This window comes from Rhodococcus sp. MPR-R1B (assembly GCF_058793255.1).
Genome location: NZ_JBXAFO010000009.1, coordinates 245,810 through 268,664, shown reverse-complemented (window position 1 = coordinate 268,664; position 22,855 = coordinate 245,810). Strand labels below are relative to the sequence as shown.

The 22,855-nt window shown below is 59.9% G+C and carries 18 protein-coding genes and 1 pseudogene; 11 read left to right on the top strand and 8 right to left on the bottom strand.

Annotated elements, in window-relative coordinates:
- Nucleotides 1–65: 65 nt before the first annotated feature.
- Nucleotides 66–791, top strand: a pseudogene (locus tag AC1Q61_RS15640) (serine hydrolase domain-containing protein); the annotation flags it as partial.
- Between the two features lie 8 nt (nt 792–799).
- Here AC1Q61_RS15640 and AC1Q61_RS15635 read toward each other — a convergent pair.
- A complete protein-coding gene (locus tag AC1Q61_RS15635; RefSeq protein ID WP_492650925.1) occupies nt 800–3,469 on the bottom strand; it encodes a cation-translocating P-type ATPase in 2,670 nt (889 codons plus the stop codon).
- Nucleotides 3,470–3,810: 341 nt separating this feature from the next.
- On the opposite strand from AC1Q61_RS15635, the gene AC1Q61_RS15630 reads away from it, so the two are divergent.
- Both AC1Q61_RS15630 and AC1Q61_RS15625 read left to right on the top strand, forming a co-directional pair.
- Nucleotides 3,811–4,563, top strand: coding sequence for an SPFH domain-containing protein (locus AC1Q61_RS15630; RefSeq protein WP_492650903.1), 753 nt, complete (start codon nt 3,811–3,813; stop codon nt 4,561–4,563).
- A 36-nt stretch (nt 4,564–4,599) separates the two neighbouring features.
- On the top strand, nt 4,600–5,184 hold the full coding sequence (locus tag AC1Q61_RS15625; protein WP_492650904.1) for an Rv1733c family protein: 585 nt from the start codon (nt 4,600–4,602) through the stop codon (nt 5,182–5,184).
- Between the two features lie 54 nt (nt 5,185–5,238).
- Here the strand turns inward: AC1Q61_RS15625 and AC1Q61_RS15620 are convergent, their stop codons facing one another.
- Nucleotides 5,239–7,575, bottom strand: coding sequence for a heavy metal translocating P-type ATPase (locus AC1Q61_RS15620; RefSeq protein ID WP_283309671.1), 2,337 nt, complete (start codon nt 7,573–7,575; stop codon nt 5,239–5,241).
- A gap of 164 nt (nt 7,576–7,739) precedes the next feature.
- On the opposite strand from AC1Q61_RS15620, the gene AC1Q61_RS15615 reads away from it, so the two are divergent.
- Nucleotides 7,740–9,227, top strand: a complete 1,488-nt coding sequence (locus tag AC1Q61_RS15615) for a bifunctional aminoglycoside phosphotransferase/ATP-binding protein (protein WP_283309674.1) — start codon at nt 7,740–7,742, stop codon at nt 9,225–9,227.
- Here AC1Q61_RS15615 and AC1Q61_RS15610 read toward each other — a convergent pair.
- The 5 genes from AC1Q61_RS15610 to AC1Q61_RS15590 all read right to left on the bottom strand — a co-directional run bounded on the left by AC1Q61_RS15610 (nt 9,211) and on the right by AC1Q61_RS15590 (nt 14,362).
- The gene (locus AC1Q61_RS15610; protein WP_492650905.1) at nt 9,211–10,230 is read right to left on the bottom strand and encodes an Acg family FMN-binding oxidoreductase; all 1,020 of its coding nucleotides are present in this window, start codon (nt 10,228–10,230) and stop codon (nt 9,211–9,213) included. The genes AC1Q61_RS15615 and AC1Q61_RS15610 overlap by 17 nt on opposite strands.
- A 125-nt stretch (nt 10,231–10,355) precedes the next feature.
- On the bottom strand, nt 10,356–10,937 hold the full coding sequence (locus tag AC1Q61_RS15605; RefSeq protein ID WP_492650906.1) for a flavodoxin domain-containing protein: 582 nt from the start codon (nt 10,935–10,937) through the stop codon (nt 10,356–10,358).
- Nucleotides 10,938–10,939: 2 nt separating this feature from the next.
- Entirely contained in the window at nt 10,940–12,631 is a 1,692-nt protein-coding gene (locus AC1Q61_RS15600; RefSeq protein WP_492650907.1) for a GAF domain-containing sensor histidine kinase, read from the bottom strand.
- Entirely contained in the window at nt 12,628–13,275 is a 648-nt protein-coding gene (locus tag AC1Q61_RS15595) for a response regulator transcription factor (RefSeq protein ID WP_020907981.1), read from the bottom strand. The genes AC1Q61_RS15600 and AC1Q61_RS15595 overlap by 4 nt, the downstream gene beginning before the upstream one ends.
- Before the next feature lie 115 nt (nt 13,276–13,390).
- The gene (locus tag AC1Q61_RS15590) at nt 13,391–14,362 is read right to left on the bottom strand and encodes an Acg family FMN-binding oxidoreductase (protein ID WP_492650908.1); all 972 of its coding nucleotides are present in this window, start codon (nt 14,360–14,362) and stop codon (nt 13,391–13,393) included.
- A 234-nt stretch (nt 14,363–14,596) separates the two neighbouring features.
- Here AC1Q61_RS15590 and AC1Q61_RS15585 point away from each other — a divergent pair, with 234 nt between their 5' ends.
- Genes AC1Q61_RS15585 through AC1Q61_RS15575 form a run of 3 tightly spaced genes read left to right on the top strand, consistent with a single transcriptional unit; the run spans nt 14,597 to nt 19,760 of the window.
- Nucleotides 14,597–15,484 (top strand): universal stress protein, encoded by an 888-nt coding sequence (locus tag AC1Q61_RS15585; RefSeq protein WP_020907983.1) that lies wholly within the window; start codon nt 14,597–14,599, stop codon nt 15,482–15,484.
- Nucleotides 15,485–15,519: 35 nt separating this feature from the next.
- A complete protein-coding gene (locus AC1Q61_RS15580) occupies nt 15,520–16,518 on the top strand; it encodes a zinc-binding alcohol dehydrogenase family protein (protein ID WP_031333463.1) in 999 nt (332 codons plus the stop codon).
- The gene (locus tag AC1Q61_RS15575; protein WP_492650909.1) at nt 16,515–19,760 is read left to right on the top strand and encodes an HAD-IA family hydrolase; all 3,246 of its coding nucleotides are present in this window, start codon (nt 16,515–16,517) and stop codon (nt 19,758–19,760) included. The genes AC1Q61_RS15580 and AC1Q61_RS15575 overlap by 4 nt, the downstream gene beginning before the upstream one ends.
- 22 nt (nt 19,761–19,782) lie before the next feature.
- Here the strand turns inward: AC1Q61_RS15575 and AC1Q61_RS15570 are convergent, their stop codons facing one another.
- Nucleotides 19,783–20,157, bottom strand: coding sequence for a hypothetical protein (locus tag AC1Q61_RS15570; RefSeq protein ID WP_021333637.1), 375 nt, complete (start codon nt 20,155–20,157; stop codon nt 19,783–19,785).
- A gap of 244 nt (nt 20,158–20,401) precedes the next feature.
- Here AC1Q61_RS15570 and AC1Q61_RS15565 point away from each other — a divergent pair, with 244 nt between their 5' ends.
- Genes AC1Q61_RS15565 through AC1Q61_RS15550 form a run of 4 tightly spaced genes read left to right on the top strand, consistent with a single transcriptional unit; the run spans nt 20,402 to nt 22,845 of the window.
- A complete protein-coding gene (locus AC1Q61_RS15565) occupies nt 20,402–20,920 on the top strand; it encodes a flavodoxin domain-containing protein (RefSeq protein WP_020907987.1) in 519 nt (172 codons plus the stop codon).
- Nucleotides 20,917–21,849, top strand: coding sequence for a universal stress protein (locus AC1Q61_RS15560; RefSeq protein ID WP_021344470.1), 933 nt, complete (start codon nt 20,917–20,919; stop codon nt 21,847–21,849). Before AC1Q61_RS15565 ends, AC1Q61_RS15560 begins: the two co-directional genes overlap by 4 nt.
- The gene (locus AC1Q61_RS15555; RefSeq protein ID WP_019748736.1) at nt 21,846–22,097 is read left to right on the top strand and encodes a hypothetical protein; all 252 of its coding nucleotides are present in this window, start codon (nt 21,846–21,848) and stop codon (nt 22,095–22,097) included. Before AC1Q61_RS15560 ends, AC1Q61_RS15555 begins: the two co-directional genes overlap by 4 nt.
- On the top strand, nt 21,994–22,845 hold the full coding sequence (locus tag AC1Q61_RS15550; RefSeq protein WP_492654891.1) for an SDR family oxidoreductase: 852 nt from the start codon (nt 21,994–21,996) through the stop codon (nt 22,843–22,845). Before AC1Q61_RS15555 ends, AC1Q61_RS15550 begins: the two co-directional genes overlap by 104 nt.
- Nucleotides 22,846–22,855 lie beyond the last annotated feature (10 nt).

Here is a 22,855-nt window from a genome sequence, read left to right as displayed (position 1 = left end):
ATCACCCCACAACACTCACGCAAGGTGGTTAATTTTCGTCCGACGACATCCGTTCAGTTTTCACCCGTCGTCGACAGGGCGCACCCGGATACCACGCAGTCACATTCGGATCTCTCGTCGCCGAACTCACAACTCGCGCCACCGGCTCATCATTTACAGACCTCGTCCGCACCGAGATCGCGGAACCTCTTGGTATTCCAGAATTCTGGTTCCAGGTCCCCGAAGACGAACGGCATCGGATCGCGAGGTTGTTCCCCCACATCAATCAGTTCAAAATGCCGTGGGATACCGCTTCGTTCGCTTTGGCCCGGATACCGGCGCTCAGAAATATCGCGGATGCCGGCATGCCGGCAGGTTTCGACGAACTCGTCCGCAATCCCGCGATCCATGACTACGTGATGCCCGGCTGGAACGGCGTGTTCAGCGCGCGTGCCCTTGCTCGTATGTACGCAGCACTTGCCAACGAGGGAATTGTGGGTGGAATCAGGTTTCTGAGCGAAGACACCCTGGAACAGATCAGCGAAGTGCAGACCACTGCGCGCGATTACGTACTCGGAATCCACATGAACTGGAGACTCGGCTATCACTCGGCGTTCGTCACCAGCCGCACTCGGTCGCTGCAGGCCTTCGGGCACTACGGCCTCGGCGGATCAGGCGCGTTCGCCGATCCCGAAACTCGTTTGTCCGTCGCTTTCGTCACGAACAGAATGGGCGGCCCCCTAACTCCGTTCGCCGACCTCAGGCTGGCTGCATTGGGCGCCAAAGCGGAAGCCATCGCCCGCACGTTGTAAGCCGCCGATCAGCGACGTCGCGTCCACCGCCAGAATTCGTCGCATCCCCACACCAAGACCGGCAAGGGCAGTAACCACAGAACCTGATACCACGTGGGCGAGACTGTGCCGAATAGGCGCTGCGCCGTCGGAACCGTCACCACAACAGCGGCAAAGACAACCTCGAACGCAATCCCCCAGAGCAACAAACGGTTCGAGAACAGCCCGATCTTCCGCAAGGACGCTCGCTCAGTGCGAGAAGCGACGGCGGTACCGATCTGACACGAAACGATCCCGAGGAAACTCATTGTCGTCGCCAGCTTCCAGGTGTGCTCGAGCGCACCTGACGACACGTCAGCCCCGAATGTCCAGCCTCCGGACACGAGAGTTGTCATGAACAACACCATGACTGCTGCAGCCGACACGCCCCCCAGGATGCCCCACGATCGGACCAGCATCGCCTTGTCCACGACATTTTGTGAAGCCTTTCGCGGCGCCCGATCCATCAAACCAGGCTCCTCCCGTTCCCGACCGAGAGCCAACGCCGGCAATGTCTCGGTACCCAAATCGATTGCCAGTATTTGCATTACGGTCAATGGAAGTGGAATCTGACCACCGGAGAGCGCATAGACGAGAAAGGGCACCACTTCCGGTGTCGCGTGAGCGAAAATGTAGACGATGAATTTACGGACATTGTCGTAGACCCTGCGCCCAGCTTGGACCGCGTCGACGATTGTGGCGAAATTGTCGTCGGTGAGAACCATCGTGGCAGCCTCCCGAGCGACGTCGGTGCCCGAGCGCCCCATCGCCACTCCGATGTCCGACCGTCGCAGAGCTGGAGCATCATTGACGCCGTCGCCGGTCATCGCGACCACATAGCCACCGGCGCGTAGTGCATCCGTGATCCGAAGCTTCTCTTCAGGTGAACTACGAGCGAAGATGATCTCGTTGTCGGTGTAAAGGAGCCTGTCGAGATCCTTCTCCGACATACCTTCGAGTTCAGATCCGGTTACTACTTGTAAGCCCGCATTGCCGATTCCCACACTCTCCGCGATTCCGCGTGCAGTGAGTCCGTGATCGCCCGTGACCACGATGATGCGTATTCCGGCCGTATGACATTTTGCCACCGCCGCACGGACTTCTGGTCGCGGAGGATCGATCATCGCCACGATCCCCAGCAATGTCATGTCGCACTCGACATCTCGACGAGAGAGTTGTTCAACCTCCTCGGCGGTGGCCGATCGTTCTGCCACGGCGATCAGTCGCAATCCTTCACGTGCCCACCTGTGGACCACCGCTGCCACTTCAGAGCGCTCCGAGGACTCGAGACCATGCTCGGACGCCCCAGAGCCGACGATGCGGACGCACAAAGACAGAATCTCTTCCGGCGCCCCCTTCGCCTGGATCCGAAATCGATCACCGACTCGGTCTACCGTCGACATCCTGCGAAGCTCGGGATCGAACGGAAAAATAGTGTGATGTGCTTGGATGGCCACGTTTCGCGGCTCCCCGATGTGTTCCGCCGCCCTCAACAATGCCACCTCGGTGGGATCCCCCGAGTCGCACTCGTCGCCGTCCCCTGGCCCCTCCCTGAGCACTGCAGTACAACAGGATGTGATCGCGTGTGCCAGACGACGCGGCACGGTCCCCTCGGGCCATGGATCGGTGGCCGCATCGTCTGCATCGAAGGTCAGAACGTCGCTCGGCATCCATATCCTGGTTACTCGCATGCGGTTCTGTGTCAGCGTCCCGGTCTTGTCCGTACAGATCACGCTGGTGGAACCGAGCGTTTCCACTGCCGAGATCCTTTTGACCAACGCACCTCGTTTAGCAAGGGTGCGTACTCCGACTGCCAGCGCCAACGTGATGATCGGAAGGAGCCCTTCGGGAACGTTGGCAACCAGGAGTCCGATTGCGAAGTTGATCGAATCTCCCCAGGACAGTCCCGCGATCAGGCTACCGAGGGGGATGAATGCCGCGCCCATCACCACCGCTACACAGGCGATCAGCCAGGCAACCTTCTTCACTTGTTTCTCGAGTGGACTCTCGTCACGACCCCCGCGCTGGGAAAGGGCAGCAATCCGTCCGATCTCGGTACGCATACCAGTGGCGAAGACCAATCCCATGGCTTTGCCGCCGAGCACATCCGTTCCACTGAAGGCGATGTCTCGGGCCGAAACCAAAGCTCCTGCGTTACTTGTCGAATCCGCAGAAACAGTGACCGGAACCGACTCTCCGGTCAGTGTGGACAGATCTACCTGCACCGAGCCCGATATCAGTCGCGCGTCCGCCGATACCCGGCCGCCTTCGTCGAGAACGATCACATCACCTGGAACCAAGGTCCGTGCATCCACCACTTGCTCGGCGCGGTCACGGACCACCATCGCCGTTGCCGGGAGAAATGCAGAGAGCGCCTCCACCGCTTGTTCGGCATGTAACTCCTGAACGAACGCAAACACCGCATTGACGAGAATCACCAGAACGATTGCCACGGCCAGCGGAGAGGCTCCACTGACAACAGCAAGTCCAGCGGCAACCCACAACAGCAACGCGAGGGGATGAGTCAACTGCCGGAGTATCTCGCCAGGCCACTCACGCCCAGGCCGACGCTGCAGTTCGTTGGAACCGTGAACGAGTGACCGACGTTCGGCCTCTCTGGCCGAGAGACCTTGCCGATCTGACCTGAGATCTCGAAACATTCGTTCCAAGGATTCACGCGGATTCACCGCATCTGATTCCGAATCAGCGACCGCTTCGGACACACGCACACCTCCTCACGAACCAAGAACCAAGTTCAACTGCTTCGTTCGAGGTTTCACCGTCCGAGAACGCGATACCAGGGCACTCGGTAGTCAACTCGGGCCGTATGACCTCACTGATCGAAACAGTGTCCGTCTGCCGTGCAACTAGTGACCTTCGGCCATGGATGCAATCGACACCGCGACGCAAAGCTGGACGAAGACCGGCATGCCTGCAGGTCCGCCCGCCAACACGACGGTGCTCGTCTGGCACCCTGCCCCGCACCGAATCGAGAATCACCGTGAGCGCCACCATCGTCGTCGTGGTTGCGACAATCCTGTTCCTGATTTTCGCAATGGCAATACGAATCGTCACACAGTACGAGCGCGGTGTTCATTTCCGGTTGGGGCGGATCATCGCGGTACGCAATCCCGGTCTGACACGCATCTTTCCCGCGGTCGACCGGATGACCAAGGTCTCGATGCGTATCGTCACGATGCCGATCCAGTCGCAGGGAATTATCACCCGCGACAACGTCAGCGTCGATATCGCGGCCGTCGCATATTTTCGCGTCATCGACGCGGAGAAATCCGTGGTGACCATCGAGAGCGTCAACTCTGCCATCGACCAGATCGCGCAAACCACTCTCCGAAACGTGGTAGGTCAGCATTCCCTCGACGAGGTTCTGTCGGAAACGGCCGTGATCAACACCAGCATCCGTCAGATACTCGATACCACGACACTCGACTGGGGTGTCGAGGTAACGCTGGTAGAGCTCAAGGACATTCAGCTTCCGGAAAGCATGAAGCGAGCCATGGCGCGTGAAGCAGAGGCCGAACGAGAGAAGCGGGCAAAGATCATCGCAGAGCTCGGCGTCGAGAAAAACACCACCGTGGTCTTCCCCGCACCCCTGATGAGCGCAATCGGCGAACTCGGTTCGTTTCTTCATCGGGAAAACGCATCTGCGGAGGATCTCTCCAGTCATGGTGCGAAGGAAAACGCCATGAAAGAGACAACTTTCAACGCAAGCGCCCTCAGCGCCAGCCGACCGTGATGCCTCCACTCCAGACCGGTCCAGGAGGCCCGCACCATGCGTAAAGATCTGATTCACACGACGGCACGGCCCAGTCGCTGGTGGAACCAAGCTCCCTGGTCTTCGAACCGACTCATGCGTCCGTCGGATCGAACCTGGTCCTCCTTGGTCATCGCCGCAGTCGCAATCGGGACTCTTGCAATACCTGTCGCAGCAGCAGTCGGCACGTCCGTCTACGCGTCCGGCAGAGCGAGAATCGAACAGCAACAGCACGTCGACAGCCAGTGGAGTGGCACGGTGAGTCCCGACCCGGTTCCCGGGACGAAAGACATGGGAGCCGCGCGCAAGGTCGTGGCATGGACCATGAACGGAACTGCACGCACCGAACCATTGGTTGCTCACTTCAGCGCACGTCCTGGTAACACGATCGCCGTGTGGACGAATGCAACAGGCGATCAGGTTCCGCCTCCCCCTCAGACGTCGAGCACGGCTGTCGACGGAATCGCTGCTGCGATCACGTTGTATTGTGCGAGCATTCTTGCTGTGCACGGAATACTCACTGCCGCAAGAACACTGATCAGTTGGCGCAATGGTCGCACCTGGGATGCAGAGTGGTCGGGGGCCTTCCCACCACACGCATGACGTAACAAAAGTCCAAGTGGATTCATCTGCGACTGGATTCATCTGCGACGCAGATCAACTGCTACCCCCTTCCCTCTCCGATCGATCTGCGAGGACGAAATAGCTCTCCTCTTCCTGTCGGAAATGCAACTTCAGCACCGCATAGAGACCGTAGAGACACGCGAGAAGGTCTCCGACCTGAGCATCGTCCACCGCTCCCAGCGTGTCCGCGGCCCTGACATGATTCTCGACCCGTCGGCAGAGTCTCTCGATCTCTGAGTGAGCGTCGGCCACCGCCGAGATGGAATCCGCACCACCCAACGAACGCTCTAGTGCTGGATACAGTTTCGCCCCCTCGGCCCGCTCGTGCGGAAGAACTACCTCCTGGAGAAACCGATTGGTCTGATGAAGTCGCCGCATTGCCAACACACGGTCGTCACCCGAGAGAGCATCCGCAGCGACACGAATCAAATCGAGATCTGCGCGCATACGACGATGCTCCGTGGAGAATCCGCGAAGCATCCGCTCCAACTCAGGTTCGAGCTTCGGCACACTCGACCGTCCGTGCCCAAGCGCACGTAACGCGTTCAGTATCACTGCAACATCTATCACCTCCTGACACAAGGCACCCACCGCCGGAGCCAGCAATCCGAACGCTGCAAAAGCCATCGCGACCACAGAAAGCCCGGTACCGACAGTGGCACTCTGCACAGCAATTCGACGAGATCGCCGAGCAATATCCATTGCATCGGCTACCCGAGACAACCGGTCGGTCGTCAGGACGATGTCAGCCGCTTCGGACGATGCCGTCGCACCTCGTGCACCCATGGCAATACCGACCGATGCTGCGGCCAGCGCCGGCGCGTCGTTTATTCCGTCTCCCACCATGACGGTCACCGCGCGCTCGGATTCTTCGCGTACTCGCACGACCTTGTCGGCAGGTTCCTGGTCCGCATGAACCGCGTCCAGTCCGAGGACACATCCGACCTCGACTGCAGGTTCCGGACGGTCGCCAGTCAGCATCACGATCTTGCCGATACCGGCCGATCGCAAGCGCCGTATCGTCCAAGGTGCGTCGTTGCGAATCGGATCGATCAGCAGTAGTGCCCCGCTGAGTTGATCGTCGATCCGCACCCACACCACGACCGCTCCGTCGAGCCTCGCGCGATTCTCCACTGATGCGGCCCAGCCGGGGCGGTCGATCGTACCGGTGATTCTGCCGACTTCGACGACATGACCGTCGACCGTTGCGGTCACTCCATACCCTGGCCGTTCGGTCACCGATTCGGGTGTACTGAGCGACAAACCCTGCGCTCGCGCACTTCGAACGATGGACTCCGCCAAGATATGTGAGGACACTTGGTCTGCGGATGCAGCCAGGCGGAGAATTGAAGAGCTGTCGACATCCTCTCCGCAGACGATATCCGATTGTGTGGGTTTCCCTGTGGTCAAAGTCCCCGTCTTGTCGATAACGAGAGTCTTGACATTTCCGAGCCTCTCCAGTGCACCGCCGGACCTGACGATCACACCGATCCGCGATGCCCGTGAGAGACCGGAAACGATAGCAACGGGTGCAGCCAGCAAAAGCGGACACGGGGTCGCGACGACTAGTACGGCAACTGCACGTGTGGCAGAGCCACTCGACATCCACGCAAAGCCACTCACGAGCAGTGTCACGGGTATGAACCACGCCGCCACGCGGTCGGCCACACGCACGATCGGCGCGCTGTCGGCGGCCGCTTCCTGGGCAAGCGAAACCACCGCCGCGTACGTGCTCGATCTCGCCGTCCGACTCGACTCGATTCGACAACCACCACCCGCATTCACCACACCACTGCGAACCGGGTCGCCGATCGAGCGCTCCACCACTTTCGATTCACCCGTCAGAGCGGATTCGTCGAAGACTGCCGGTTCGCCGACAATCCATCCGTCCGTGGGTACGACGTCCCCGGAGCTGAGGAAGATTCTGTCGCCTGGCTCGATCTCGTCGACTGCCACCGTCCGAAGTTGGCCGCACTCTTCGCGTTGCGCGGTCCTCGGAACATGTTCACGAAGGGAACGAAGATCTCGCGCCGCTCGACGATTGGCCGCCGCATCGAGGGTTCGCCCGGTCGCCAGCATGACTGCAATCAACGCACCGGCCAGATACTCCCCTACCCAAATCGTTCCGAGCAGCGACAGAACTGCAATGACATCGACGCCCGCCCGTCCCCTGCGCAACCCGTCGACAACCCACCAACCTGCCGGCAGCAACGCCGCAATTGTCCCCAAGGCCCACATCCCGTCGGCAACGGCGCGCTGATCGAGCGACCAGGCGAGAACGCCACCGGCGAGCGCAGACACAGTCACGATCAGGAGAAGGGACTCGGCTTTCGTTGTCAAGCGCTGGAACAGGTCTCGGATCAGCGACATGATTCCAGCGTCGTCATTGCCGCGCCGTGACCACTAGTGCCGTAATGCCCGACTATGACACCGCAATGCCCCGCGACGACTGACCGCTGTTTCGTCCAGACTTGAAGGATCGAGGGAATGGAGCGTCTCCGCGTGGGAACCGCTGCAGTACGAGGGGAGATCAGATGAGCATTCATGCTTCGTATCTCGACGTAAAGGAAACGACTACCGGGGTCGTCGTACTTGTAGGTGACCGCGCGTACAAGATCAAAAAGGCCATCTCCACGCCATTCCTCGACTTCAGCGAACCTTCACGACGAGAGGACGCTCTGCAACGTGAACTCACGTTGAACCAAAGGATCTGCGAGGGTGTCTACCGCGGAGTGTCACACGTGGTCGACCCGGTCGACCAGTCGAGCGAGCCGATTCTGGTGATGGTGCGTATGCCCGATGAGCGAAGACTGTCCGCATTGGCTGCGACGAATCAGGATGTCGCACACGCATTGGACGAGATCGCAGCGGCAGTGTCGGACTTTCACAGGCGAGCAGCCAGGAGCGTGCGAATATCCGAACAAGGAACATCAACAGGCGTCGGACACCGATGGGTATCGAATCTTGCCGAATTGCGCCAATTGTGTTCGGGTCTCCTCCCGCCCTGCCGACTCGATCACCTCGAGTCGATGTCTACGAGATACCTGTGTGGGCGTCGGTCCCTGTTCGATTCGAGAATCGCCGAAGGTTGCATCGTGGACGGCCACGGAGACCTTCTCGCGGACGACATTTTCGTACTGCCCGACGGACCCAAGATTCTCGACTGCCTCGACTTCGACGACCAACTCAGATTTGTCGATATTCTCGACGACAGCTGTTTCCTCGCCATGGACCTGGAGTTCCTCGGCTATGAGGATCTTGCGAGCGAGTTCCTTGCCTCGATCGTCACGAAATCGAATGACCAGCCGCCGATTTCGTTGATCGACCATTACATCGCCTATCGCGCCACGGTTCGTGCCAAGGTCGACGCTCTGCGTCTGCAGCAAGGCGATTCGAATAGTCAGGCCGCGCTCGAACGGCACCTTGACCTTGCCGAGAACCACCTGTGCAACGGCGAAGTTCGACTATGCCTGGTGGGCGGCTTTCCGGGAACTGGTAAAACGACATTATCCCTCGCTCTTGCCGCACACACCGGCGCTACAGTCATCTCCAGCGACCGCGTGCGGCGCGAACTCGTCGATGCCGGCGCACTCCGCGGCTCCGCCGACGCCTATCAATCGGGACTGTATTCGCCCGACTCGGTTCACACCGTCTACAGCGAAATGCTCGATCGTGCCCACGATCATCTCTCGATGGGTGAGTCGGTCGTACTCGATGCAACATGGGCTCGGTCTCGACACCGCAGGGAAGCCGAACTGTTATGCACCTCAACAGCGTCGACGTTGATCAGCCTGTCGACCAGCACACCGCTACCTGTCGCCGCTCAACGAATAGCAACGCGCACGAATACGCTTTCCGACGCCACGACGGCTACTGCAGCCGCCATCGCGCAAGGCCACGACCCTTGGCCCGAATCGACCGCGATCGATACCGACACATCCATCGACGTCAGCGCCGAGTCGGCCGTAGATGTCTGGCGCCGGTCAGTGAGTGTGGGTAAAGGTGTCAACTCGACACGGTGAGCACCTCTTCGAGTGGACGACGGCCTGTGCCCCCTGGTCGATGATCCTCGATACGTGTTTCGCTCCCTGCGGCATCGATCACCGCGTCGGACGGTTCTCTCTCCAACCCGACACGAATCATCACCTGTGGATTCTGAAGTGTCTCGCCGGATCTCGAAGCAACATCTCGAACGATTTCCCGACTTGATTCCACTTCGGTCAAATGTGTCAGAGGGCAGGTTGCCAGGTGCGACGCGGTGGCATGTAACAGCAGTGAGGACATCGCCTGACCTACGTTCAGCCAGTCGATCGGCGTGTCCGAAACCGTACTGAGCAGTATCAATGCTGCATCGTCCCTCACTCCATGCCCGATCCTCAGTTGGCCCGAAGGAAACGCTCGTGCAGACGCAGACTCGTGAATCGACAATGCATCCGGCAACGCACTGCGCGGAACACCGTCTGCGGTCGGAGCCGAGCGTATCCAACTCTCCAACTCGTTCCAGTACGCCGGATCGCTCTGATGCTCCTCCGCGGCCAGTGTGGCCGCTCGGGCGAGCATGTCCCCGAACTGCGGTGACAAACTGATCGCCGACGCCCCGAACACCGAGGCGTGCCGCGTAAGGCCGACCAGCGACCCGACGGGGGGTGCATCGAATGGCCGTCGGTCGGAGCGGCGGCGTTCCAACGATGCGAAGAGGCCCGCGTCGGCACTCATCGCGCGCGCTCGCCCTCTGAAGGTGATCACCGCGAGCAGGTCGGGTTGCCCACGGTCGGGAAACGTCGCGACGATTGGCTCGATGAGGTTGTGTTCCAATGTAACTCGCAAATGATGCAAGGCGGCGCCACAGCTGATGATCAGTTGCCTGCCGGCAGGATCCTCCACCGGGATCGAGCGCAGCCGATCGACGCGGAGTTCAAGTTCACCGCGCCGCAGTCGCCACGCCCACGGTTGGACGTTGTGAACAGACGGCGCCGCGCAGGCCCAACGGACAGCGTTGCTGATCGTCTCGGAATCCGCGCTCACGTAGCGCACCATGGTTAGATCACTCTCGTCGAAGTCGTCTGCTGTCGGACGAGCGGCAAACGTCTCTGTTGATCGTGCGCCTCGCCCCGCACTGTTCGCTACGGCCCTTTGTCAATCAACTTGTGTCAATCATCGAACTCTCGTGAGGCATCCTCGGTTCGTGCGGAGTACTTGAATTCACCGCCACGGAGTTGTTCCGTGATCTTGTCCGCCCACGCATCGATGTCGGCCCAGTCTCGAGCATCCGAGTATCGACCGCCCATGATCTTGAAGACAATGCGCCCGACCAGGGGCCAGTCTCCACGTGTCAACGCACCAGCGAACCGGCGATGGTCTCGCATGTCCGCGGATTTGCGAAGTTTTGTCACCGTCCTCGGTTCAGTCGCCGACTTTCTGATTCGACGAGTCAGTCGCGTAGACAGAAGCGTCGATGTCTCGCCCCATGTCGCGACCGAGAAGGCCCACACCGGTTGAGTCTTCACTTCCACCCTCCGTCGATCGACAACGACTGCGGCGGAGGGCAACCAATCCATGTCGTGAATGGCGCTTCCCAAGATCACAGCGTCGAACCATTCGTGCCCTGGGCTCTCGACCGCAGGAAACATCTTCACGTCGAATCCTGCAGCACCACACCGTTCCGCGATCCTTCCGGCTACACCTCGCGTCGATCCTTTGGCACTCGCGTACGCGATCAGAATCTTGGTCATCGTCACTCGTTCCCATCCGGAAGGGGAACCGACCAGACGAGAGTTGTACCGCCGCCATCAGGGGACTGTGCGTCAAAGGTCCCACCCAAGGCGAATGCTCGCTCGCACAGATTCTTCAGCCCGCGCCGATGTGCACCTGGTGGCAAGCCGATTCCGTCATCGGCGATCGTGACGGTCAATGAATCGTGCACATCTATGACGATCGCTACGGTGGACGCCTGCGCGTGTCGGACCACATTGCTGAGCGCCTCTCGCACCACCGCCTCAGCTTGCTCCCCCAGAGACGGATCGACGACAGACAGTGGGCCCCTTACTTGGACCGTCACCCGCAGATCGGTGTCAGCGCTCGTCTCGGCGACAACTTGGTTCAGGCGACTCCGAAGTGAAGGGGCGCCGTCCTCGGTCGCATGCAAGTCGAAGATGGCACGGCGAATGTCCTGAATGATGTCCTGCAAGTCGTCGATGGTCCCACTGAGCCTTTGATGTACTTCAGGAGCCCGCGTCCGCTGGAGCGTGCCTTGAACAGACAATCCGACAGCAAAGATTCGCTGAATCACGTGATCGTGAAGATCACGCGCGATCCGATCACGGTCAGCAAGTATGTCGAGTTCTGCCATTCGCCGTTGATTGTCTGCCAGCCGCAGCGCAACAGCCCCTTGATCGGCAAAGGCCGACATGGACGCCAACTGATCCGCTCCGTATTGCTCCGCCCCACGCAATTTCAATACCGCCAGGACTCCTCGAACCTGTTGTCCGTCTCGAAGTGGCAGCACGATCGCAGGTCCGTATTCATGTCCCTCACCGAACCCCGGATCGAATTCCAATGACTCCGTCACAATCGGAAATTTGTTCCGGTAGACCGCGCCCGATGTGGAGAAGTCCAACGGAATTCCGTGTCCGACCAAGGTTTCGGAATCAAGCCCGCTCGCGACAGTGACCACCAACTCGGCGGTCGCTACTCCCGTCAGCTCAGGATCCGGAGGTACCGCCAGAAATGCGCAGTCAGATGAAGTGAGTGACAACGACTTGTCTGCGATCAGTTGGAGAACCCCGAGCGCATCGGCGCCGGCCAACAATGCTGTCGTTACCTCGCCGGTCGCGAGCAGCCATTCTTGTTTCATTTTAGTCAGGGCGTACAGCTGGGAGTTGTCGATCGCGATGCTGGCGGCCGATGCGAGCGCGAGAACGATCATCTCGTCGTGCGCGGTGAAAGCTCGCCCGTTCGTCTTCTCGGTGAGGTAGAGATTGCCGAACACCTGGCCACGAGTCTGTATCGGTACGCCGAGAAAGGTTTTCATCGGCGGATGATGGTCAGGGAAACCCACGGAGGCCTCATGTTTTGACAGATCATCCAACCGCAGCGGCTTCGGATCAGAGATCAGGGCGCCGAGCACACCGCGTCCGCGGGGAAGGTCACCGATCAGTTCCCGCCCGGTCTCGTCGATTCCTTCGTAGACGAATTGCTTCAGTTCCTCACTGTCGCCGACCACTCCGAGCGCACCGAACTTGGCATCGACCAACGCGATAGCGGATTTGACGATCGTACGCAGAGTCGTATCCAAGTCGAGTCCTGCCGAGACCGCCAGTAGAGCTTCGAGAAGTCCGTCGACATGAATGCCTTCGCCGGACGGCACGCCGAAGTCGTTCGGTACCATTCCGGCATGAGCTTCAGAACCCGGCTCGGAGTGAGTCATGGCTGCGGAAGGTGCTCGTGCATCTTCGTTGCCAGTATCGCCGCTTGAGTTCTACGCTCCACGCCAAGTTTGCTCAACAAACGGGAAACGTAATTCTTCACGGTCTTCTCCGCCAAAAACATTCGCGCCGCAATCTGTCGATTCGTCAGGCCTTCACCAAGTAATCCCAGCAATACGCGCTCCTGCTGGCTCAGTTCCTCGAATGGGCCGTTCTTGTCAGCCGCATCGGTACGCAATTTCGCCATCAACGCCGCAGCAGCTCTGTTGTCGAGCAACGATTTCCCCGCGCCGACATCTCGCACCGCCCTGGCCAAGTCCAGTCCCTTGATGTCCTTGACCACGTAGCCACTGGCACCGGCCAGAATCGCATCGAGCATCGCCTGATCGTCTTCGAACGAGGTGAGGATGAGGCATCGCAATGCAGGCAACTTCGACAACAACTCGCGACACAGTTCGATCCCGTTTCCATCCGGAAGCCGAACATCGAGAACAGCCACGTCTGGTTTCAGAGCAGGTATTCGTGCCATCGCGTGGGCATAATTCGACGCCTCCCCTACTACCCTCAGCCCCGGGTCTCCCTCGAGTAACTCCACGAGGCCACGGCGCACAACCTCGTGATCGTCCACCAGAAATACGTCGGTCATGTGATCATCCGTCCTCACCTCACGCAGCACGCACTCAACGACTACCCATAGCCCGACGAACGAATCAGCGAACGCGGACGTCACTGCACCTAAAGGGTGTTTCCCGACAAGTTCGTCACGTCACGGTAAGGACCTCGGACATCGACCTACGAGTGGTCATGACGGGCGGAGTGCCGCCAGGCGCGCGCCCGATACGAACCAGCATCTGAGGAACGCCGACTTCCGGCACCAACTGGTTGAGCAGAGCACGACTGCCAGGCACTTCGGTCATGTGTGACAGTGAACAAGTCGCCGCGCCCCGAACCGTCGCTTCGAGCAGTATCGACGAGAGCACCTGACCACACCGCAGCCAGTCGCGCCGGGTGTCAGTGGTTGTGCCAATTGCCAATACCGTCGATTCGTCGATTGCGCCTTGGTCCCCCGTCGCGGCATTACGGCGCGTGGGAAAGGTCCGGGCGATGGGGACGCTGCCACCACCGGAAACAAGCGAAGTCTCCGGAATTCCACCCGAGGACATGGAATGCCCAGCCCACCAATGCAACTCCGCTTGATACTCGGAATCATATCGGCGAGCAGCGGCCGACGCTTCGGTTGCGCGAAGCAGACCGGCTCGTTGATCCGAGTCCATTACCGTTACGCCGACGTCGAGTTTGCGACCTACTTCCGCCACACAGTCGGTCAGCTCGTCGATTGCGTCGAACATCCCGAAAGCGCGGCGGTCGGTGCGCCGCCGACGTATCGCGGCGAGCATGTCGAAGTCGTGCGAGCGCGGCCGCGCATCGTGTCGAAACTCTACCGTGGCAAATAGATTCGGGGAGACTCCGCGGTCTTCGTAGTGAATGTCGGCACTCCAACGTAGCCCCAGCAGGCCCACTCGGAGGTGATCGAGTGCGGCGCCGCAACTGATATGCAGTTGCCGTCCGGTCGGGTCAGCTGCCCGGAGAAGTCTACGGTGATCGCCGAACAGCTGTAACCGCCCGTCGGCGTACGTCCACCGCCACGGTTGGCTGTTGTGCAAGGACGGCGCCCGACACGCGAGATCGACGGCGAGCTGTACGACACTCGAATCCGGTTTGGTGAGGTTCATGTCTCCTCCGATCTCAGCGGCCCGAAGTCGTACGTGCCGCTCTCAGTAGTAGCGTCTCAGGGTCGTCCGCTCTGCATAAGTGCCAATGGTCACCGCAACGCCGGCCCTGTGAAGGTCGGCCCAATCCGACTGGTGACACCGAAAATGACTTTCTCCTCTGCCATCGGCAGCCTCGTTCACGAAGGATTCGGTCACGGCCAGTTGACATCCGTTCCGACGAGAAGGAGATCAGTTGTGAAAATCAATCCACCCGTTGTTGTCGGGTATGACGGATCTTCGCAGTCACGGGACGCAGTGTGGTGGGGCGCTCACGAATCCGCCCTCCGAGCTGCACCCTTACTCCTGCTGACGACGATGTTCACTCCCACCACCTATGGCGTACCCATCGGGATGCCGGCCTTCTATTTCGACGAACAAGAAGCAGCCGCCAAAAAACGACTTGCCGAGGCCACCGAACTGGCGAAACAAGCGATCGGCGAACGAACAGTCCAGATCGACGTCGAATTGGCTTCGGATCCACCCATACCGGTGCTCCGTGAAATCTCCAAGACTGCCCGGGTCATCGTCGTCGGAAGCCGCGGACACGGTGAATACACCGGAGGTCTCCTGGGTTCGGTGAGTTCGTCGCTGGCAGTGCATTCACTGTGCCCGGTCGCCGTCGTCCGAGGACTCGGCGGCGACGAGGACGTCTCCGTTCGCCCTGTAGTAGTCGGGGTCGACGGCAGCGTCCACAGCGAACCAGCCATCGCAACTGCCTTCGAGGAAGCGTCACTACGTGGCGTCGAGTTGGTCGCCGTCCATGCCTGGTCGGACGTAGTTCTCGACGTTGTCTTCTCGAAGTTTCGGGAGGTCGATTGGCGAGCCCGCCAAGACACCGAACGCGCACTGCTCGCCGAGAGCCTGGCCGGATTCGGTGATCGTTACCCCGATGTTCCAGTAAATACTGTCGTAGTCAAGGACAAGCCAGGTCAAAATCTCGTCCACCACACCGAGCGGGCACAGTTGGTAGTTCTGGGACGCCGCGGCCGCGGCGGATTCAGCGGCATGCTTCTCGGGAGCACCTGTCGAGAGGTCCTCCACGACGCGCACTGTCCGGTGTTGGTCGTCAACAGCCATCGATGATCGAGATGGCACCCCGCACGCCCTCCGACGAGTGGATGATGTCGTGGCATGTCGACTCCCCCGGTTCGCTCGGGACGCATCCTCTTGTAAGGCGACTGGTCCCCCGCCCGGAAATCGGCGCGAATGAACTACTTGTTCGTGTTCTCGCGTGCGGAGTGTGCCGCACCGACCTCCACGTCGCCGTAGGCGACCTTCCGGTTCACCGACGCAATGTCGTACCGGGTCACGAAGTTGTCGGGCTCGTCGAGGCGGTCGGGACGGCTGTCGACGCCTTCAAGCCCGGTAACCGTGTGGGGATTCCGTGGCTTCACTCGACGTGCGGTGTGTGTCGCTACTGCCTACGCGGCGCTGAGAACCTGTGCCCGAACTCCACCTATACCGGCTGGGATGTCAACGGTGGATTTGCCGAATATACTTCTATATCAGAAGGATTCGCACTCAAACTCCCGTCTGGGTATACGGACAACGAACTCGCTCCGCTACTCTGTGCGGGAATCATCGGATTCCGTGCGCTCGAGCGTGCCGACCTGCCGGAAGGTGGGCGGCTGGGAGTTTACGGTTTCGGCGCAAGTGCACACCTTGCGACGCAGGTCGCACTTGCTCGAGGCGCACAGGTGCATGTGATGACGCGCAGCAGATCCGCGCGCGAACTGGCCCACGATCTCGGAGCCGCATCGGTGCAAGGTGCATACGACCATCCACCGGAACTGCTCGATTCGGCAATCCTTTTCGCGCCAGTCGGTGATCTCGTTCCCACTGCCCTCGAAGCACTGGACCGAGCCGGCGTCCTGTCGATCGCCGGAATACACCTCACGGATGTGCCTGTACTGAACTACCAGAAGCACCTGTTCTACGAACGCGAGGTTCGCTCGGTGACTTCGAATACCAGGCGAGATGCACAGGAGTTTCTCGAATTCGCAGACAATCATCACCTCCGCGTCAGCACCATGCCCTATCCACTCAGCGGAGCGAATCGGGCACTGGAAGACTTGGCGGCAGATCGAGTCACTGGCGCAGCAGTGCTGGTGCCATGACTATCTGGCGCGCGGCGACCTCCGAACACGCGTCGGTGGTCATTCGTAGACGCGTCTTTCGCGCTGTCTTGTTCGACATGGACGGTGTCGTGACCGACACCCGACATACCCATCGAGCCGCCTGGGGGCGTCTGTTTCACGAATTGAGCGCGCACGGCGACGTCGGCGATGTGGAACTCGACGACGAGGACTATCGAGAATTCATCGACGGCAAAGAAAGACAGAAAGGCCTCCGGTCATACCTCGAATCGCGGAAAATCGAACTTCCCCTGGGGCATCCCGACGATCCTCCCGATGCCACTACCGTCAACAATCTCCTCGAACGCAAAAACCGATTCTTCCTCGCGGAACTCGAACGAGAAGGAGTCGGGGTGATCGTCCCGACCGTGAGGTGGATTCAGCAACTACGCGCCGCCGGCGTACTCACTGCTGTGGTGTCGGCAAGTAAAAACGCGCGACGAGTACTCGAGAATGCCTGTGTATCTGACTATTTCGACATCCGACTCGACGGCGCCGACATTGCACTACTCGGGTTGGACGGCAAGCCGGATCCAGACACCTATCTGGAAACCGCACGAAGACTGTCGATCCCGCCAGCCGAATGCGTCGTCGTCGAAGACTCGATCGCTGGAATCCGCGCCGCCCGATCCGGTGGATTCGGTCTGCGAATCGGTCTTGGCCCAAGCGAAAATCTCGAATCTCTCACCGAGAACGGCGCCGACCTCGCCGTCACCGCCATCGGCGAGGTCAACTTCCACTTCGTCACGGCCACAACGCGCGAAGGCGATAACCACGACCCTGGATGCCGACTCTGTATATCAGGAAATGAGCCGAACTCCACACTCGAATATCGCGGGATAGATCCGAGCGCCACTGGCCTTCGCGAGACCATGTCGACCGTGGGAAATGGCTACTTTGCCACGCGAGGCGCGTTGTCTGAGTCCCACGATGACGGCCTCCACTATCCCGGCACCTATGTCGCGGGGTGTTACAACCGACTCACCTCGGATGTGGACGGACACGTACGCGAGGACGAAAGCGTGGTCAATCTGCCGGACTGGACGACATTTACCGTCACAGGTCCTGACGGAGAACTGCTCCAATCCCCATCAGCGCTTGTCACGCACCACCACGAAGCAGTTGATCTCGAGCATGGAATCTGTTCCAGAGAAAGTGTATTCCGCGATACGCGCGGTCGCGTCACTCGAATTCGACAACGCCGGATCGTATCGATGGACGATCCACACGTAGCCGCGATCACCATGACCGTCGCAGCCGAAAACTGGGATGGATCGATCGACATCGCATCCGGGATCACCACCGACGTCGTCAACAACAATGTTCCGGACTATTCGAAACTGACCAAAAAACATCTCGAAGTCCTCGCTTTGGATACCGTCGGCGACCAATGCATTTCCGCAACGGTCCAAACCACTAGCTCCCACATCCGCATCACCCAAGCCGAGCGTCTCCGCCTGACCGACGTCGACGGATCAACCACGCAACACAACCGCCGCGTGAACACAGACCACACTGGAATCGTGCAGGTCATCCGCTGCCGAATCACGGTCGCCAAACCCGTCACCGTCGAGAAGACGTCGGCACTCTTCACCTCCCGCGATAAGTCCACACTCGATCCAAAGTCCGCCGCGTGGCAACGAGTCCAGGAAGCAGAGAATCACGGCGCACTGTTTCGACGCCACTGCGCCGCTTGGGACTGGCTCTGGAACCAATTCGGCATAACACTCACTACGGAAGACTCCACCGCTCTGGCGACGAATGTATTACTCCTTCACGTACTTCAGACACTGTCGACCCACACGACAGATCTCGACGTCGGAGTTCCCGCTCGAGGACTCCATGGCGAGGCATACCGCGGTCACGTCTTCTGGGATGAATTGTTCGTTGTGCCAATCCTGACGCGTCGGCTTCCGGAGTTGACATCGTCGTTGCTGCTCTATCGGTGCCGGCGGTTGGCCCGGGCGCGCCGAAACGCCCGAGGGTTGAACCTGCACGGCGCTCTCTTTCCTTGGCAAAGCGGCAGCGACGGTCGAGAAGAAACACCGCCCTTCCTCTTCAACCCGAGGTCTGCCCGCTGGATGCCCGATCACTCTCGTCGCCAGTACCACGTCAACCTCGCAATCGCCCACAATGTCTGGCGATATTGGCAAACGACAACCGATCTGGAATTTCTCGGTAATCACGGGGTCGATCTACTCATCGAGAATGCGCGATTTTGGATGGCAAAGTCCGAATACGACGCGAGCAGCGACAGATACGATATCCGCGGTGTCATGGGCCCAGATGAATTCCATGACGGCTATCCCGACCGCCCCGGCACCGGGATCGACAACAACGCATACGTGAACGTCATGACGGAATGGTCGCTCATACGTGCGGTCGAGGCGGTTCGGGTACTCCGGAATGACAACCGATACTTCCCTGGGCGCCTCGATGTGACCGACGAGGAGTTGGTGTCGTGGGACCGACTGAGCAGGCGACTGCGCCTGACTTTCCTCGACAACGGCCTGATCAGTCAATTCGAGGGTTTCGGCGCGTTGACCGAGCTGGATTGGGCCGACTACCGGTCACGATACGGGGACATCGGCCGCCTGGATCTCATACTCGAGGCAGAGGGAGACTCACCGATCCACTACAAGGCCTCGAAACAGGCAGACATCCTCATGTTGCTCTACGTATTCACCGCTGAGGAACTGACTGAGTTGATCACGCGATTGGGGTACGAGTTCGATCCCTCCGTGATCCCGGAGATGATCGATTACTACCTCGAGCGTACGACGCACGGTTCGACACTGAGCCGAATTTCCCACACCTGGGTCCTTGTGCGAGGCAACCGATCACAGTCGTGGGCCATGCTCCGCGATGCACTGGCCGCGGATCTGTCCGACGCTCGGAGCGGAAATACCAGGGAAGGAATCCATCTCGGAGCGATGGCGGGCGCGATCGATATTCTCGAACGCTGCTACACAGGGCTCGATTTTCGGGACGATATTCTGTGGCTGCATCCGCAATTACCCGTCGAGCTGCGTGAACTTGCCTTCACGATCTATTACCGTGGCCACCGTCTTCGAATCCAGTGCACCCATTCGGCTGTGACTGTGACATCGGAGACGAAAGATGTCCCACCGATCGCACTTTCGATCGACGACACCAGCTACACCTTTGCTGCAGGCTCGTCGGTCACCGTGGAGTCCGAACAGCCAGGGAGTCCGAACAGCTAGGGAGTCCGAACAGCTAGGGCTGTCACGAGGCGTCGATCGACCCCAGGGCGAATCCGGCGTCGGACAGATCCGCATACGCAGGCTCGCCGTGGGAGCCGTCATCGCGAACCTCGACATACCTGGCCGAATACGCTCTCGGGTCAGCAGCGCTGCCCGTGACAGGCATCCTCTCGAGGACGACAGCGCCGGGCCATCGCGCATGGACCGCAGCGACCAGGGCGCTGCCGTCGACTGTCGCCGTCGACAGTGGTCCACCTTCACCCACGATCACTACCCGCTGACCATCTGTCAGCATCCATACCCCGACCGGGAAGGACCTGACTGCGCCCTCTCCCCCTGAGACCGTCACCGTATCCCCCGTCTCGCTCACCAAACGCGCAATTTTCGGTTGATTCATTGCCGGGCCTCCTGAGCAGTCGTACCGGTCGAGTCGAGTCGATCTCTGCCGTCGACGCTAGCCCACAACAACCACCATCACAGGTGTCGGCGGCACACGGATCAGAAGGCCGAAAGACCCTTTTTCGTGCACCTCGCGGCCCTGACCAGGAAGCCCTGACCCCGGCACAATTCGAATCACGATCACCCGAGCACGGCGAGTGCATGTGAGCAATCACCGTGTTGATTCCCGAGCGGAGCACTGGATGAAAACACTGGTCACGGCCGCAAGCCGCCACGGTTCGACAAGTGAAATCGCAGATTTTCTCGCAAAATCCCTGCGAGAGAGCGGAATGGATGCAGACCGCCGTCACCCCGACGACGTTCTCGAACTCACCGAGTACGACACGATAGTTCTCGGGAGCGCGATCTATATGGGGCACTGGATGAAGGACGCAGAGGAATTCACCAAACGCTTCTCGGATGCATTGCGGCTTCGCCAGGTTTGGCTGTTCTCCTCGGGACCGATCGGTTCGGGCGAATCCACGACCGGTGTTCCGTCCGACATTGCCACCTTGATGGAGAAAACCGGTGCAGTCGAACACAAATCCTTCGCAGGCAAACTCGACCGCGAAGGATTGGGGTTCGGTGAACGAGTAGCCGTACGAGTCGTTCACGCGCCTGAAGGCGACTTCCGGGATTGGGCTTCGGTTCGCTCCTGGGCTGAGTCGATCCTCGGGACAGCTCGCACCACACGGCATTTCGAATCAGAGGAGACATCATGAACCGCGGAGCACCAATCGTGGTGGGTGTCGACGGGTCGGCACCGGCGCTTTCCGCAGTTCGATGGGCGGCCCGAGAAGCCGTACTTCGCACTCGACCGCTCCACTTACTGTCCGTGATGCCTGTCGAAGCAGACACTTTCGGCGGTGCTGTCAAACTCGGTGCACCACGGTTTCCAGACCAACGAACTGTTGGTCGCGAACGACTCTCCACAGCTCGTTCCGAGGCGCTGCTGTCCGCAGCGACGCTGGGAGACAGAGAATTACAGATCGTCGACAAGCTGAGATTCGGAAACGGTGTAGAAGCACTCCTTGACGAATCCCGCACGGCAGCGATGCTTGTCGTCGGATCACACGGGCTCAATCAATTCGCCGACGCGATACTCGGCTCCGTCAGCGCGGCAGTGGTTCTCCATTCGAACGTGCCTGTAGCAGTCATCCGAAACGTCCCGAAGTCGAAACAGCCGCAGATGAGCGGCCCGATAGTGGTGGGTATCGACGGGACAGAGAACAGCGAACCCGCGATTGCCGAAGCGTTCGAGACCGCTTCACTCCACGGAGTGGAGCTCACTGCAGTCCATGCCTGGAGCGACTCCGACCTTACAACCGTGTTTCGCTCCGACCCTGACGGTGTATCGCTGGACTGGGACACGATCTCAACCGCCGAGCATGCGGTCTTGGCGGAAAGGCTTGCGGGGTGGCGGGAGGAGTACCCCGACGTCGCCGTTCGATGTGTCGTCGTACGTGACAATCCTGCAAGGCAATTGGAAATCGAATCGAAATCAGCGCAACTCGTCCTCGTGGGTCGGCGAGGACGGGGCGGATTCTCATCGATGTTACTCGGCTCCACGAGTCGCCGTCTCATGCACACAGTGTCCTGCCCGTTGCTGATCGTTTCGTCCCCCACCCGCCAGAAGGACCAGAACAAGTGACAACGCACCTCGAACCCCAATCGCCACCGAACTCGCCGTCGGACCGCAACCAATACTCCGCCACGGTCAATCGACTCGACGCGGAGTTCAAGGGACTCATCTCGGCGGAATGCATCAACATCGTCATGATGGGCTGCCTCGACGATCTGTCCTGGACAACACCGCAAGCCCGACCTGAACTCAGCGAACGACTGGCGCGGCAACGCATCATCAGCTATCTCGACAGCAAGGCCGACAACTTCAACTGAGGGGCTACGCATAACCGACCACGACGGAAGAAGTGCTCTCATTTCCGGAGGAGCGGGCCAGGTTGGTGCGGCCATCGCCAAAGCCCTGTCCGAAGAAGGGTTCGGAGTCCTCATCGGCGACCTCCTCGAAGGAGAAGGAAACGCTACAGCATCGAAACTCGGTGACCGCGTGGCGTTCCAGCGTCTCGACGTGACACAACCGGAGAGTTGGGAATCCGCCATCGACACAGCCGAGTCAACTTACGGACATCTGTCCGTCCTCGTCAACAATGCCGGAATCATCGAGCCGGGAAGCGTGCAACTACAACGCCCCACGCAGTTCAAACATGTTCTGAATACCAACCTGTACGGAGCATGGCTCGGAATACACTGTGCTGCAAAGTCCCTGACAACCGCGGGCGGAGGTGCAATCGTGAACATCTCCTCCGCAGCGGGCCTGACCGGATACCAGGGAATGGGTGCTTACGTTGCCAGCGAATGGGGCCTTAGAGGACTTACCAAGGCGGCGGCCCTCGACCTGTGCGGTAACAACGTGCGAGTTTGTTCCGTTCATCCCGGACCGATACAAGGCTCAGCGACAAATGATTTCGGCGGTTTGCCCTTCGTTTCCGATCAGCCTATCCCGCGTCTCGGAAGTCCGAACGAGATAGCATCGACAGTGCGCTTCATCGTCAGCGAAGCGACGTACTCCACCGGCACAGAATTTGTCGTCGACGGTGGGTACTCTGCGGGGCGACAGCGCTCGTAGCCGAAAGAAT